At 34.2% G+C, this 14,393-nt stretch carries 11 protein-coding genes; 9 read left to right on the forward strand and 2 right to left on the reverse strand.

The window, feature by feature from the left end; genetic code table 11:
* The first annotated feature begins 174 nt into the window (after positions 1 to 174).
* The 7 genes from GJU43_RS02385 (at position 175) to GJU43_RS02415 (ending at position 11,198) form a co-directional block, all read left to right on the forward strand.
* On the forward strand, positions 175 to 2,415 hold the full coding sequence (locus tag GJU43_RS02385; RefSeq protein ID WP_154339246.1) for a hypothetical protein: 2,241 nt from the start codon (positions 175 to 177) through the stop codon (positions 2,413 to 2,415).
* A 375-nt stretch (positions 2,416 to 2,790) separates the two neighbouring features.
* Positions 2,791 to 4,068, forward strand: a complete 1,278-nt coding sequence (locus GJU43_RS02390; protein ID WP_154339247.1) for a hypothetical protein — start codon at positions 2,791 to 2,793, stop codon at positions 4,066 to 4,068.
* A 3-nt stretch (positions 4,069 to 4,071) separates the two neighbouring features.
* On the forward strand, positions 4,072 to 5,256 hold the full coding sequence (locus GJU43_RS02395; protein ID WP_154339248.1) for a hypothetical protein: 1,185 nt from the start codon (positions 4,072 to 4,074) through the stop codon (positions 5,254 to 5,256).
* A 13-nt stretch (positions 5,257 to 5,269) separates the two neighbouring features.
* Positions 5,270 to 6,169: an AAA family ATPase gene (locus tag GJU43_RS02400; protein ID WP_154339249.1), complete on the forward strand. Its 900-nt coding sequence runs from the start codon at positions 5,270 to 5,272 to the stop codon at positions 6,167 to 6,169.
* Positions 6,170 to 6,572: 403 nt separating this feature from the next.
* Positions 6,573 to 7,373, forward strand: a complete 801-nt coding sequence (locus GJU43_RS02405; protein ID WP_154339250.1) for a TatD family hydrolase — start codon at positions 6,573 to 6,575, stop codon at positions 7,371 to 7,373.
* A gap of 217 nt (positions 7,374 to 7,590) precedes the next feature.
* Entirely contained in the window at positions 7,591 to 8,535 is a 945-nt protein-coding gene (locus GJU43_RS02410; RefSeq protein WP_154339251.1) for a DUF1837 domain-containing protein, read from the forward strand.
* Positions 8,532 to 11,198, forward strand: a complete 2,667-nt coding sequence (locus GJU43_RS02415; protein WP_154339252.1) for a DEAD/DEAH box helicase — start codon at positions 8,532 to 8,534, stop codon at positions 11,196 to 11,198. The genes GJU43_RS02410 and GJU43_RS02415 overlap by 4 nt, the downstream gene beginning before the upstream one ends.
* Positions 11,199 to 11,333: 135 nt before the next feature.
* Here the strand turns inward: GJU43_RS02415 and GJU43_RS02420 are convergent, their stop codons facing one another.
* Together GJU43_RS02420 and GJU43_RS02425 are read right to left on the reverse strand one after the other, a co-directional pair.
* On the reverse strand, positions 11,334 to 11,732 hold the full coding sequence (locus tag GJU43_RS02420) for a helix-turn-helix domain-containing protein (RefSeq protein ID WP_154339253.1): 399 nt from the start codon (positions 11,730 to 11,732) through the stop codon (positions 11,334 to 11,336).
* A gap of 161 nt (positions 11,733 to 11,893) precedes the next feature.
* The gene (locus GJU43_RS02425; protein ID WP_154339254.1) at positions 11,894 to 12,433 is read right to left on the reverse strand and encodes a hypothetical protein; all 540 of its coding nucleotides are present in this window, start codon (positions 12,431 to 12,433) and stop codon (positions 11,894 to 11,896) included.
* 558 nt (positions 12,434 to 12,991) lie between these two features.
* Here GJU43_RS02425 and GJU43_RS02430 point away from each other — a divergent pair.
* Together GJU43_RS02430 and GJU43_RS02435 are read left to right on the forward strand one after the other, a co-directional pair.
* Complete coding sequence (locus GJU43_RS02430; protein WP_154339255.1) at positions 12,992 to 13,933, forward strand: multicopper oxidase domain-containing protein; 942 nt, start codon at positions 12,992 to 12,994, stop codon at positions 13,931 to 13,933.
* Positions 13,934 to 13,950: 17 nt separating this feature from the next.
* Positions 13,951 to 14,379, forward strand: coding sequence for a hypothetical protein (locus GJU43_RS02435; protein ID WP_154339256.1), 429 nt, complete (start codon positions 13,951 to 13,953; stop codon positions 14,377 to 14,379).
* Positions 14,380 to 14,393: the final 14 nt, after the last annotated feature.

The following is a 14,393-nucleotide window of genomic DNA, read 5'->3' on the forward strand; positions in this document are numbered from 1 at the left end:
ATTATCAGTAGTAAAATGAGGGTCAAGATTAACTTACTTCGGGGGGAACCCACCAAACGGTCACTTTGAATCAGTTAATCCATTACACTCGAATTTCAGGTCAAGTGTTTCTTACTTCAAATCTTTTAGGTAGAACCAGAAACACCATTATCTAAATTTTAAAAATTAAAAAAAATGAAAACAAAAGCATTATTAAAAATCAGTCTGCGTCAAAACGCCATTTTCATTCCATCAGAAATGATAGCGAATGATATCAAAAATTTATCAGGAACAACATCGGTTTTAATGGTCAATGTTTCAAAACTCGGATTTACATTTTCCGAATCGTTATTACACGCTTTAAATAATGTAAACCCAAATTATAAAGTCGAAGTTTTAGAAACGCTGAATGAAGTTTTAGGAACTGATAAAAACTGGACACCTTTGGTGAAAGAATGGAATATTCCGACTGGAGAAACAGTTTTAGATCATATTACAACTTTCTTAGCAACCGTTTTTAAAACCAAAAACGGAACGGCTTTACCATGCGGACATACTATTCCCGGGAATACTTTTCCTTTGGAAAGATACAATGGTTGTCCGTTTTGCGGAACTCCGTTTGCATTTGGTACAATCGAAAACTTCGGACAAGGAAGTAAATTGAAAGTGTTGGAATTGTGGACAGAAAAAGAGTTGGAAGACTTTTACAAATCGTTATTGCAATCTAAAACGGCTTTAGACGCTACGCAAGTGGATAGTTTAAAAACAGCAATGCAATACTTGCCTTTGCCAAAAATCGATATTGCAATGAAGGAAACTTTGATGCTGGTGATCGATCTTTTGATTGAAAACGGTAACGAAGCCGAAGCGGCTCAATTTTTAAAAACGCCAACGGATATCTTACGATACTTATGGTATAAAAATACGGGAATGTTACAGATCATTGAGCCAAAAACGATAGTGAAACGTGCGTCAAAAAACGCGCAGCATTTCCACTTTGTTTTAGATACAAGTGCGCAGGCAAGAATTGCTTCTCAAAAAGATTTGAAATTAAAATATTCCCGTAAAGAATGTTTGATGGTAGCCAATTGGTTGAATAATCTGGATATGGAAGCAGAAGCCATGTGCGAAATAATGCATCCGAAAAGAGGAATGTGGGTTCGTTTTATCCGGGCGTTGCGTTTGGCAGAATACAGCAAAAGAAAAGGTTTTGAAAAATTAGCTCTTTTGATGGATGTGTTTTACAATCAGGTATACGACGTTTGGCAAAGCAAAGTGAACACGTCACGATTAAAATTTGATGCCGATAAAACATTTGCATTGCTGAAACAGCGTCCGGGATTGTTTGCGCGTTCCTTATTCTCCAATATGTTATGGTTTGGTGCAGACGAGACCATCGCACATTTTGAAGAAATCATCGATAAAGTTCCGGCCCGACTCGTGTTTACCTTAAATATGTATGCTCAGAATTACTTTGATAAAAACATGCACAGAAGTGTGAAACCTTTGGGTGGAACCAACAAACGAATTGAACCAAACGGTTTATTGAAATTGTACGATGAGCTGCAATTGGAAGCAATGAAAAATCAAATCGAAGAATTGTGTCTTTTGGCCATGAAAAAAAGATTTGCAGCTATTGCCAATACAAACAAAACGATCTATATCGATCCGCAATTGTTTAATATTCCGGTTGCTATAGGAGATCGAAGCGATACCGTTCAGGATTTACCGGTTGCTTTAATGGGAACACGTTTCCCGATTGAAGGCAACGAAGTACGATTGTTTATGCAATGGGGAAAGGATTTACCGGCACAGCATTTAGATATGGACTTAAGCTGTCATATCGCGTATGCAAACAGTACAGATATTTGTTCTTTCAGCCGACTGACTACAACAGGTTGTCAGCATAGTGGTGATATCCGAAGCATTCCGAATAAAATCGGAACCGCCGAATATATCAACATCAACATTGACGAATTGGCCAAAGCCGATGCCAAATTTGTAACTTTTACCTGCAACGCCTACAGCAACGGAAGCATCACGCCAAATCTTGTTGTCGGCTGGATGAACAGCAAATACCCGATGAATATCTCCGAGAAAACCGGAGTGGCATGCGATCCGTCATGTGTAGATCATCAGGTGCGTGTGACGCAAAACGTTGCCAAAGGTTTGGTTTTTGGAATTTTGGATGTAGCCAAAAGAGAAATCGTTTGGTTAGAGATGACTTTCGGAGGTCAGGTTGTGCAAGGTTTGGATTGTAAAGGAGTTCAGGCATTGTTGGCCAAACTAAGCAGCAAATTGAATATTGGTCGTTTATTACAACTTAAAGCGGAAGCACAAGGTTTAACAATCACCGAAAATGAAATTGCTGATGAGATGTATACAGCGCAATGGGCTATGAATCCGGCAGCAGTAACACAATTATTAATTGATTAGAGGAAAGGTACAAAGGCTCATAGAGGCATAGGTACAAAGGTTTTGTAGAGGCGCACTGCGGTGCGTCTTTGCAAAGTGTTTTACTAAAGTAAAACGCACCGTTTGTCATTTCGACGAAGGAGAAATCTTTGTGAGAAGCTCTACAAAGATTGGATTCTCGTTGCGGAGTTACTTGCGAAGATTTACCTCGTCTGTTCGCTATCGCTCGGGTCTCGTGCCTCGAAATGAAAAAAAATCATTTTAATCCATACAGTCTGTGGCTAAATAAAACCTTTGTCCCCATGAACCTTTGCAACTTTGTCCCTTAAAAAAAAATACCTGCGCAAAATAACTGCGCACTGACAAAACTATATTTGTCAAACAAAAGAAAACACAATGATTATAAAACTTACATCAGAGAATAAATACTTTTTAGATATCCTTTATAAAAATCCAAATACGGATCAGGGACTTTATTTAAAAGAATTAAAAAACGGAATTGTAATCGGGAACGTTGTTTCTGCTAACGAATATCATTGTGTTTTTTTAGATGGCAAACATAGTTATTTGCCGGAAGAAGGAAACCAAATCGATTTTCAAAGTTATTGCAGTCCGTTACTGGCTTTGAATATGTCAACCGAATTTTTCAATCATTTGTATAAAGAAAGTGCAAGTTTAAGCGAAACAGTAATTTCCTGGCTTAGCAAAAATTATAATGAAGTGGATACTGAAAAATGTACCATCGAAGTGGCGACTTTTTTCATTGATTCCGGATGGTACAAGAATGATCGTTATCTTTTGTCGAAGTACATTGACGGAATTTCACTCAATCATAAAATTGGTAATAATTACGAATTAAAGATCGAAGGTAAAACGGTGAGGGAAGCGTTGCAAAAATTCTCGCTTGTAGCTCTGTTTTCGCACTTCACCAATAAATATGCGGTTTACACCTATATAGATGATTATTTTATTCAAAAGCATATCACGATGTTAACCAATATTTCGGGCATTCCGTATTTCGTGTTTTATCTTTTTATAAAAAGAATCATGCGTTCTCCGGTACAATTTGAGAAATTTAAACCACAGTTAGAAGCCTATTTTGATAATGAAGTGCAATTTGTATTTACCGACACACATCAGTCCCGAAAAGAATTTATTTGCAGTAAAATCAATTTTGAAGAACCTGTTTTAGACTTTGGCTGCGGTGAATTACAGTATTTTAAATTATTGCTTAAAAAAGGATTTACGCAGGAATATCATGCTTATGATGAAGTTAATTTTAAGCATATTGCAGATAAAATTACAGCAATAGAAAATGCAGATAATTTACGATGGATTGAAAGTTTGGAAGAAATAAAAGACTTTGAAGGTCAGGTGATTTTAAGCGAAGTAATTGAGCATAATTCGTTTGAAGAAGCAAAAGCACTATTGATCTGGATTCGCGACAATACCAATTTTACCCAATTATTTGTGACAACACCGGATAAGGATTTTAATGTAAATTATGAAATGACAGAGGAATTCAGGCACGACGATCACGATTTTGAATTATCAAATTCGGAGTTTAGGGAATTGATCAATGAAATTTTTCCAAATCCCAAATCATTTTATGGCGTAGGAGATTGTGTAAAGGGAGTTTATCCAACAAGTGCCGTAATCATTCAAAAAAAGTAAAAGATGTTAGACTATAGAGTAAGAAACAGAATAGAGTGGTTTTGCAAAAACAAGATAAACGATTTTTCGCCAACCATTTCACCGGCTCCAAAAAGCAAAACAAAAAATGAAATTGAAAGCATTGAGGAAGCGGTAAATTATTATTTGGGAAAAGGGGTAAACGAATTTGTAGTTCAGAAAAAATACATGGGTTCGTATTGCACAATCTACCTGAAAAGAAACATCGAAAAAACATATTTCGTTTCCCGAAACGGTTTTAAGATGGATCATATTGATGTAGACAAAGCAATAAACAGCCTAAAAGATCTGCATGCAAAAATGGTAACAGCTTTTCCGGATTTCGATACGATTTTGATTGCTTCAGAATTATTGCCCTGGAAAGTTTTGGGAGCCGGATTAATCGAGAAGGAATTTACGGGATACTACGACGCTTTAAAAACACACAATGCCTATTTGCAGTCTTCAGGATTACTTGAAAAACTGGAAAATGTAAAAGAATCGGAAGCGTTTACAACCTATATTTCTGATAAAAAACAACTTACCAGAAAAGAATTTGGCAGTAAACATAAATCGCATATTGTGCGTCAGTACGAAGCTTTGGCAGCTGTAAAAATTCCGGATGTAGCAAAACAGGAAGAATCATTACAGGTTTTTAAAAATCAGATTGATACTTTTGGAGATGAAGCCGAATTGCATTTTAAACCTTTTACGATCTTAAAAGTGGTCAATAGTTCTGGAAATGAGATATTGCCAAACAGCAATCTGACTTATGAATTGGTAAACGATGATGTTTTTTTACATCTGGAAATTACGGATTTAAATAAAGAAGAAAAGCTCGGTGAGATTTATTCGTTTTTCGAAAAACTGACCTTTGACAATGAAGAAGGAATCATGATTAAACCGGTTAAGAATTACATTAAGAATTTGCCACCGTGTTTTAAAGTCAGAAACAATAATTATCTTACGATGATCTACGGTGTCAATTTCCATCAGGATTTTGATCATTACTTAGAAAAAAGGAATGTAAGGAAGAAATTGGAGCAATCGATAAACGGTTGGGAAATCAATCAGAAAATGCTTCAGGTCCCGTATAAAGATTTAGAAGAAGAAAATTACCTCATACGTTTGTTGCTTTTAAAGCGAATCAATAACGAAGAAATAGAAAAAACATTAGATCCAAGATTATAATAAAATTCAGAACATGAAAAAGACACCAACCTTAACGATACTTGCAGGCTGTCCGGCATCAGGGAAAAGTACTTTCGCCGAGTGGAAAGTAAGAACTGAACCTAAAACAATGCGAATAAGCCGTGATGAAATCAGGTTTTCGCAATTTCAGGAAGCGATGGATCCTGCAGCCGAAAGTATGATCTCGAAAATCGTTAACGGACAAATTAAAACGTTGCTTTCGAATGGATGGAATGTAATTCTGGATACTTGTAACGTGAAAACAGAATACCTCAAACAACCGATAAATGATTTTTCGGAAATGGCCAATATTGAATTTAAAGTGTTTGACTTACCGTTAGAAGAGCTTTTGACCCGAAATGAAAAGAGAGACCGAAAAGTTCCCAAAAAAGTGATTGAAAACATGTACCATCAATTGCAGAAAACAAAAGAAAAATTCGATTTTAAACCGATAAAGAAAGTGAACAAAAATTTGGAATACTGCACCCAAAACCCCAACCTGCCTAAAGCCATAATTTGTGACCTTGACGGAACCCTGGCCTTAATGAACGGGCGAAATCCTTTTGATGCCAGCAAATGCGACGAAGACGAAATCAATACTCCGGTCGCGAATGTTCTGAGAAATTACAAAAAGTTGGGATATCAGATACTATTGGTTTCCGGAAGAGAAGACCGATACAAAGCACCGACCTTGCGTTTTCTCGAAAAACACGAAATCGAATACGATGACCTGATCATGCGTAAAACCCACGACAGCCGAAAAGATTCGATCATCAAAACCGAAATCTATCACGAGTTTATAAAAGACAAGTACTTTGTAGAATTCGTTTTAGACGACCGAAACCAGGTAGTAGATACCTGGAGAAATGACCTGAAATTACCTTGCTTCCAGGTGTATTATGGGGATTTTTGATTGGAAGATGCTAAGGTGCTAAGTTTCTAAGCAGCTAAGTTTTTAAAGTAATAATTTCTCATTTTGTGTCATTTCGACCAAAGGGAGAAATCACACAAGAAACTCCGATCCTAAAATCGCCAATCTTTGTCGAATTACTGGTGTGATTTCTCCCTTTGGTCGAAATGACAAACTGTGTGTCAAAAACTTTGCGTCTTAGCGCCTTTGCGTGATTAAAAGAATTATCAAAAAGACTTGCGACTCTGCTCCCGATAGTCATCGGTATTGCGTGATCAAAAACAGACAAAAGAAAAGAACTTTGTCTCTTAACGCCTTCAAGGCAAAAAACAAATAATAATAAAGACTCAAAGCGGATAAACCTCTGAACCTTTGCCCCTTTGAGCCTTTGCAACTTTAAAAATAAATGAATACATACATAGACATAGGAATTAATTTAACCAATAAACAATTCCAAAACGACATAGACGATGTCGTACAAGACGCACTCGATGCTGATGTAGAAAAAATGATACTCACCGGCACCAGCGTCCGAAATAGCGAAGCCTCGGCTGAAATCGCCCGACAATATCCCGGAGTACTGTGCGCAACAGCCGGAATTCACCCGCATGATGCGAAGAGTTTTGATGCGCAGAGCATTTCAAAACTGCGCCATTTATTAAAGCAGAAACACGTAGTTTCAGTAGGCGAGTGCGGACTCGATTTTGATCGTGACTTTTCGCCCAGAAATGTACAGGAAAACTGTTACAAAGCCCAGTTAGAACTGGCGATTGAAGTCCAGAAACCTTTGTTCCTGCACGAAAGAGCCGCTTTTGCAAAGTTTATGGACATTACCAAAGACTATTTGCCGCAATTGCCAAAAGCAGTCGTGCATTGTTTCACCGGAAGTCTGCCCGAAGCCAAAACCTATCTCGATAACGGATTCTATTTGGGTTTTACGGGAGCGATATCCGACAGTAAACGTTTTGAGCATTTAAAAGAAGTGATACAATACGTACCGCTCGACCGAATGATGATCGAAACCGATGCGCCCTTCATGCTCCCGAAAAATGTACCCAACAGCCTCCTGAAAAAATACCACGAACGCCGTTGCGAACCCGCATTTCTGCCTTTTGTGGCGGGAACAGTGGCGCAGTTTAAAGGGATTTCTTTAGATAAAGTGGCGGAGGAAACGAGTAGGAATGCTAAAAGTTTTTTTTGGATTTAGCGTTTTATAGCAGGTGTTAAATCTGTTAGGTATTGTTTAGAGATTTTATTTGTTGGCTTTTAAATCAGGTGTTTGTACTGGGTTTAAAGGCTTTTTGTTTACTTATATTTGAAAGCGGAGATTATCTTTATGATCCAAATTGGACTTACGTAAAACCGTAAAAATGTAATAATACTCTTTATATATTTACAAATAATAAATATCAAGCTAATGTTGGATGGCAAAAAAAATTAACGAGATTGATTGGTTAAAACTTTTAAAAGTTGATAAGGATGTTTTTTTTAACTGGTTTACTTTAAATGAAGAAGAAATAATATCTGAAGAAGTAAAAATTAAATTTTATAGTTTAAAATGTAAGGATAATAAACCAGATATTGACGGTTTTATAAAACATTTGTATGGAGAAGTTGAAAAGTATGTTTTTGACGAAGAGGATATAAAAGAACTTACTGAAGATGGATACATTCCTACTGAAAAAGCTTTAAGTTATTTTGGTGATATTGATCCTTTAACTGATGGTAGATATGGTGAACTAATGTTATATTTATTTGTTGAAGCTGCATTGCAAACACCAATGGTAGTTCATAAAATTGCTCAAACTTATAATAATAACGATCAAATTAAAGGATCAGATGGACTTTTTATTGGAAATATTAATAATAAGGCCACTATATTAATTGGAGAATCAAAAATGCGAAATAATTTTAATGTTTGCGTTAGTGATGTAATGGATTCATTAAAAAGATATATTAATAATTCAGGTGCAATAGATAGAGAATTAGAAGTTGCAAAAAAGCATTTAAGTAGAGATTTAAATAATTTGGATGAAAATGATTTAGATCTAATTTATCAAAGCCTTAGAACGAAACAAGAAGGATTTAAGGAATATAGCATTTGTTATCCTGCCTTTTTGATGTATCAAGAAGGAAAAATTGATAAAATAATAAATGGTGATTTAATAGAAGTGGAAAATCAAGTTTTGAAATTAATTAGATCAGTCAAAAATAGAAGATCACAATATGTTAAACAATCATTACCAGATATATCAGATATTACACTTGAATTCTTTATGATGCCCGTGCAGAATGTTAGCTCTTTTAGGGAAATGTGTTACCAAGTTTTCCACAATGGAAAAAAATTTAAAAGAGAGGAGAAAGAATGACTAATTCAACAATAGATTCAGCAAAAAATCATCCAGTTTTTAAATCTGTTTTGAATTCACTAATAACTAATAGATTTTATTCAGAGTTAGATGTTGAAGTTGATAAAAATAAAATAGATAAAAATAATTTAGATAAGGCGATATGGTTAGCTACTATTATTTCTACAAGTACAGAAGAAAATGATAAATATTTAAGCTCAGTATTTGGGATTGCTCTTTTTTTAGAATATGATTCAAAAGAATATAGAAAGGTAGCATATATTATTTTATCTAGATCAGGTAATTTAATTGCGGCTAAGTTTTTTAAAGAACTTGTAACAATAAATTCAATTTCGGGGAATTTATTTTTTGATGTTAGTTTTGGTACTGTAATGGATTTTGAATTGGGCTCCAAAATTGCTTTAAATGAAATTGATAGTGGAAGTAAAAAAATAATTGGTTCAGATTATCAAAAATTTTTATGGAATGTATTAAGTAAAACTAATCATAATACTGCTATTTCTGCACCAACTTCAGCTGGAAAATCATTTATTATACAAAATTATATTAGACAAACTTTTTTAAATAAATCTTCATTTTTTGTAGTTTATATAGTGCCCACTAGAGCTTTAATTTCTCAAGTTTCAGAAGATTTTAAAAAGATCCTTAACGAAGATGTCAGTATTAATACTGCCTTTATTGAAAATGATAACGAAGATATAAAACAGTTTTCCGATAAAGAAATTTTTATTTTAACTCCGGAAAGGACTTTGAAGTTAATGCAGTATTCTTATAAGAATAAATTTTCTCCTGATTTAATTTTTATCGATGAAGTGCAAAATGTAGAGGATGATGGAAATAGAGGATTTCTTTTTGAATATTTGGTTAATGAAATAGAGGCTAATTGGAAAGATTCTCGCAAAATAATTGCAGGTCCATTTTTGAATAATCCAGATGCTTTATTAAAATTAATGTTTAAAGAGATTAGCGAAAATCTTAAAACAATGTTTTCTCCTGTATTTCAATTAAAAATTAGTTTAAAACCACCAAGTAAAAATAGTAATACAGTATTAGCTAAAATTTTCTTTCAGGAAGAATTAATAAATTCAATTATTGTTCCTATTAATTTTAATTATGCTAAAGAAATTACAAATAACAGACTTAAAGCAACTGTAAAAGTTTTATTACAGTTTGGTGCAAAAAGCAAAAATATTATTTATCTACCAAAAGGGAACTACGTTGAGAGTTTTTCAAATCATTTAACTCTTGCTAAGAACAGCGATAATAAAAAAATCGAGCTAAGCGATGAAATATTTGAATTAATCGATTTAATAAAAGAAGAAATTCATCCAGATTATTATTTAATTGACGTATTAAAAATTAAATCAGGATTTCATCATGGTAAATTACCCGAAATTATAAGATCTGAGTTAGAATATCTTTTTGCAAACGGTTATCTTGAAAATATTATTTGTACATCGACATTGGTTGAAGGAGTAAATTTACCTGCAGAAAAAGTCTTTATTCCCTATCCCAAAAAAGATAGTCAAGATCTTAGTAAATTTGAATTCGGAAATATTATTGGTCGTGCAGGTAGAATTAGAGATGCATTAACAGGAACAATTATTTGTATAGAAAAAGAAGAAGAAATTTGGGCTGAAGATTTCTTCGAAAATGAACCTGATAAAGAAATAGTTCCCGCTATTAATAAAATATTAAAATATCCAATCAATGAATTAGTAGAAGCATTAAATCAGCCAATAGATATAGGTAAAAAGAATATTGAATTTGCTGTTATTTTTTTAAAATTAAAATATCTTGAAGGGGATCAAATTCTTTCAGATTATCTTAAAGGTAAAAATGTAGAAGAAAATACCATTGACTCTATAAATGCAAATCTTTCAATAAAGTTAAAAGATATTAAAATGCCTAAGGAGCTATTAAAATTAAATCCAGGCATTGATCCCGAACTTCAAAATAAACTTTATTTAAAAATAAAAGAAGAAGGAATAGAAAATTGGGTTTTTCACAAACACAAGAATTTTAATGCTAGGTGGACGAGAGATGTTTTGTCAAAAAAAGCACATATTGATAGTAACTTTTATGGACAATTAAAAAATATTTTATTTAAACTTGACGAAATATTTGATTTTAATAATGAAGCATATTTTAAACATAAAATTTCTAGATCTTTAGCCCAAATGGTTTTCTATGCAATTTTATGGTTAGATAATAGAAGTTTCAAAGATCTTATAATAAGAGAAATCAATTTTAATGCAGATAAGATTGGAAAAATTGATAAGGAAAATAAAGGCGATATCAATAAAACAATAAATGAAGTAATAAAAGTTTATTCATCAATTATAAGCTATGTTTTAGTTAAATATACAAAATTGCTTTCCGATGTTCTAAAGTCAATGTTAAATGAAGAAGAATTAGAAAAGCATAACTATAGCATCTCATTACCTACGATGCTGGAATTAGGGACTAGTAACAGTTTAGTTTTGCTTCTTATTTCTAAGGGAATTTCTAGATCAATAGCAATAAAAATTTATAGTCTCATTCCAGATGAAGAAATTGAAAATCCAATAGGTTGGTTGTCAAAACAAAAAGAATTGAAGATTAAAAATGTTTATAATAAATATCTGAAAAGAAAGGGTTTCTTACTTCAAGATGAAGAGTAGTATATTTTCAGTGTAACGATTATAAAATATACTTCATTTGCTTGTTCTAACAAGCTTTAAAAGGCTTGCCAACTCGTAGAAACGTAAAAAAATGCGCAATTCCCATTGCGCATTTTATATATAAGAAAAAAAATATTACTTCCCTTTCATCAATTTTTCTAAATACTCCACCTTATCCTTTTCTGCCTGAACCAAACGTTCGTAAAGTTCCACCACTTTATCAAGAGGATTGAAAGTACAATTATGGTTTGGACCATTTATCTGACCTTGATTAGTACTATTATCATAAAAGTTATTGAAATAACTAAAAACAGATTCTTCCGAAAAGTTTTCAATAGCTTCTACCGTAACACCAAGTGCTTTTGCAATTTCTTTCAGTTTTTCGGGATCAACAGTTTCGCTGGATTCAATAACGGAAATATTTTTCTGGCTTGTTCCAATAGCTTCTCCAAGTATTTCTTGTTTCATACCGCGAAGTTCTCTGATTCGGCTTATGTTTCGGCCAATGTGTCTGGGTTTGGTTGCTGTGCTCATAGTTCAAAGATAATAATTATGAATAAAAAAATAAGATAATTTGGTAATTAGATAATTAGATAATGTGAAAATGTTAGAAGTTATGGGTTATGAGTTTTGGGTTAGCCGTTAGATGTGAAAATGCAAACTGCGACTGTAAACCGTGACTGTAAACTGCGACTCTAAAAAGACAGTTTCTCTTTCAGGCACTTTTCCTCGAATTGCAGTACCTGGAGTTTTAATTCGTACTGTTCCTGGAGGTGAAGGCTGTTTCTCTCGATAACGCCCTCTAATCGTGCTTTTACGACCGGGAAAAATTTGTCTTTGCGTCTTTTTTCCATTTCGTCTGCCACAAAATCAGCAGCCTGTGATTCGTCTGTTACAAAAGCAAGAAGCTCCAAACCTTTCCGCGCAGGCTCGTATTTTTCCTGATGTTCTCTGAGTTTTTTCATAATGTTATGTTGAGTAATTTGGTTGAGGTTTAGCTTGTCTTCCCAGTGCTTCCTTTCTTCTGGTTGCAGTTGCCGTACAGCAGGAGGGTTATTTTTTTGTTGTTCTTCAAAAAGGATCATTTTGGCCAGTCTTAGGTAGGCTCTTGTAGGCAGCAGACGTCTTCCTATTGCATGCATCGACCAGAGCCCTTGCGATACACCCACTATGTTGGCTATTTCATTTTGCCGTAATCCAAATAGTTCTCCAATTTGTTTCTCCTCTTTCATCATTCAGCTTATGGTTATTGTATTTTAATATGGTTTACCATTTAATTTTTATTCTCTTTTTACAACACGGTTGTTGTAGATTTTTTTGTTGTAATTATTATTTCAACATAAATTTCTCCAACAAAATTGTTGTAATTTTTTTGTTGTAATTTATTATCACAACAGAATTTTTACAACAGAACTGTTGTACATTTTATTTGGATTTTTGTTTTACAACAGAAATTTTTCAGCTGTCATTTTTTTGACAGAAACAAATGTAATAAAAAGATTACATTTTTAACAAATGTAGTAAAAAATATTTTTCGATGAGAACCTGTGGCAGATTTGGCTAAAACGGGAATCAAATTCTTTATAAGTCCGAATACTACAATAAAAAGAAATATTTTTCTTATAAAAATAAGACTTCATTCCGGGAATCCTCATCTAGACAGGAAATTAGGATAATCTTAAACTGGGATTTTTACTACAAAAACAGGTATTTGTACGCAGTTTTTTAATTCGTAATAGCTCTAAATTTGAAGTAGCAAACACAATACAGTCCACATTAATGAGAGTTTAGAAATGAAAAAACGGAATCAAATTACACTGGTATTTTCTTTTTTATTCGTCAGCACCTTTTTGTTTTCTCAAAACGAACGATTAATTATTGGCCGTACCACAGGAAAGCTGCTCATTGAAAAAAAGGCACCGATTCGGACTTTTGGTTTTACAAACTCGCTTTCGGGACAGGTTACCTTGCCGGGATCGGAGATCGATATGAAAGTGGGAGAGAGTATCAATATTGATTTCTGGAATATTTCGCAGGGAAATCCGGTGTCGTTGTATTGCCGGGATATTGAATTTGTACAGTGTACTGCCGAAAATGAAGTCATGACCAAAAAAGAGCCGGTGCACCATATGGAACACGGGTTTTATTCTTTTGTGGCTCAAAAAGCAGGAACGTACCTGTATTATAGTCCTGAAAATTATCCGTTTAATCTTCAGGCAGGCATGTTTGGGGTCATTATCATACGTCCGAAAGAAACCGATGTTTTACCTGCTAAAGCTTTGGCTGAGGTATTATGGTGCAGTACTGAAATTGATCCGAAATGGCATACCGATGCGATTATGGGTACGGCATACGATACGAGCAATAAGCCGGTAGTACTGCCGGATTACAAACCGCAGTACTTTTTGATTAATGGCCAGATCGCCACTAAAAATAAAGGCCTGCAAGTATTGGCAAACAAAAAAGAGGCCGTGTTGCTGCGTCTGGTCAATGCGGGGTTGTACCGAAATGAAATACAGTTTCCGCCTCAGGCAAAAGTCAGGCTCATTTACGGAAATGAGAAGAACCTGAACATATTTTCCGGAGCGTTTAAAGTACAGCTTCCTCCGGGCGAATGTATGGAGCTGGAGGTTTTTTTAGAAAATGTTTCAGACCAGGAAAAAATCGGCTATCACTTTACAGATCCGGTTTCCAAAAAAATAAGCTACAACGCCGGTATTCCGGTATTTTATTAATATTAAAACCAATCCTTATGAAAACAACACTATTTTATTTCATACTCCTTTTTTCGTTTTCGTTCTCCTTTGCACAGAGCAAACCTACTTTTACGGTAGTGGGCAATGCCACCAATAAAGAGAGCGTTTTGAAAACGAAACGACTGGATATTTCTAAAATTAAGGTCGAAAACATTTCCAATAAACCCATCTATCTGGTTTGGGAAACGGTGTCGAATACGTTTCCTAAAGAATGGGATTGTTCGATGTGCCAGCATGGTGCCTGCCAGATCGGAATTCCAAAAGGTTCATCTTTTAATAAACTCAATGCAGATCAGCAGGGATTTATTGCCATACATGTCATTCCGGAAAATAAAAAGGGCAATGGTATTGTAAAATTTAAGATTTACGATAAAGCGAATCCGGAGTATGCCAAGATTTTAACCTTTGAAGTCGAAGTGCTTTAAGGAACTAAATAATT

Source organism: Flavobacterium sp. LC2016-23 (assembly GCF_009674775.1).
Lineage (GTDB): Bacteria > Bacteroidota > Bacteroidia > Flavobacteriales > Flavobacteriaceae > Flavobacterium.

Bases quoted from the DNA above. Each gene is read 5' to 3' on its own strand.
- GJU43_RS02385 (WP_154339246.1), top strand. From the start codon at position 175: ATGAAAACAAAAGCATTATTAAAAATCAGTCTGCGTCAAAACGCCATT.
- GJU43_RS02390 (WP_154339247.1), top strand. From the start codon at position 2,791: ATGATTATAAAACTTACATCAGAGAATAAATACTTTTTAGATATCCTT.
- GJU43_RS02395 (WP_154339248.1), top strand. From the start codon at position 4,072: ATGTTAGACTATAGAGTAAGAAACAGAATAGAGTGGTTTTGCAAAAAC.
- GJU43_RS02400 (WP_154339249.1), top strand. From the start codon at position 5,270: ATGAAAAAGACACCAACCTTAACGATACTTGCAGGCTGTCCGGCATCA.
- GJU43_RS02405 (WP_154339250.1), top strand. From the start codon at position 6,573: ATGAATACATACATAGACATAGGAATTAATTTAACCAATAAACAATTC.
- GJU43_RS02410 (WP_154339251.1), top strand. From the start codon at position 7,591: ATGGCAAAAAAAATTAACGAGATTGATTGGTTAAAACTTTTAAAAGTT.
- GJU43_RS02415 (WP_154339252.1), top strand. From the start codon at position 8,532: ATGACTAATTCAACAATAGATTCAGCAAAAAATCATCCAGTTTTTAAA.
- GJU43_RS02420 (WP_154339253.1), bottom strand. From the start codon at position 11,732: ATGAGCACAGCAACCAAACCCAGACACATTGGCCGAAACATAAGCCGA.
- GJU43_RS02425 (WP_154339254.1), bottom strand. From the start codon at position 12,433: ATGATGAAAGAGGAGAAACAAATTGGAGAACTATTTGGATTACGGCAA.
- GJU43_RS02430 (WP_154339255.1), top strand. From the start codon at position 12,992: ATGAAAAAACGGAATCAAATTACACTGGTATTTTCTTTTTTATTCGTC.
- GJU43_RS02435 (WP_154339256.1), top strand. From the start codon at position 13,951: ATGAAAACAACACTATTTTATTTCATACTCCTTTTTTCGTTTTCGTTC.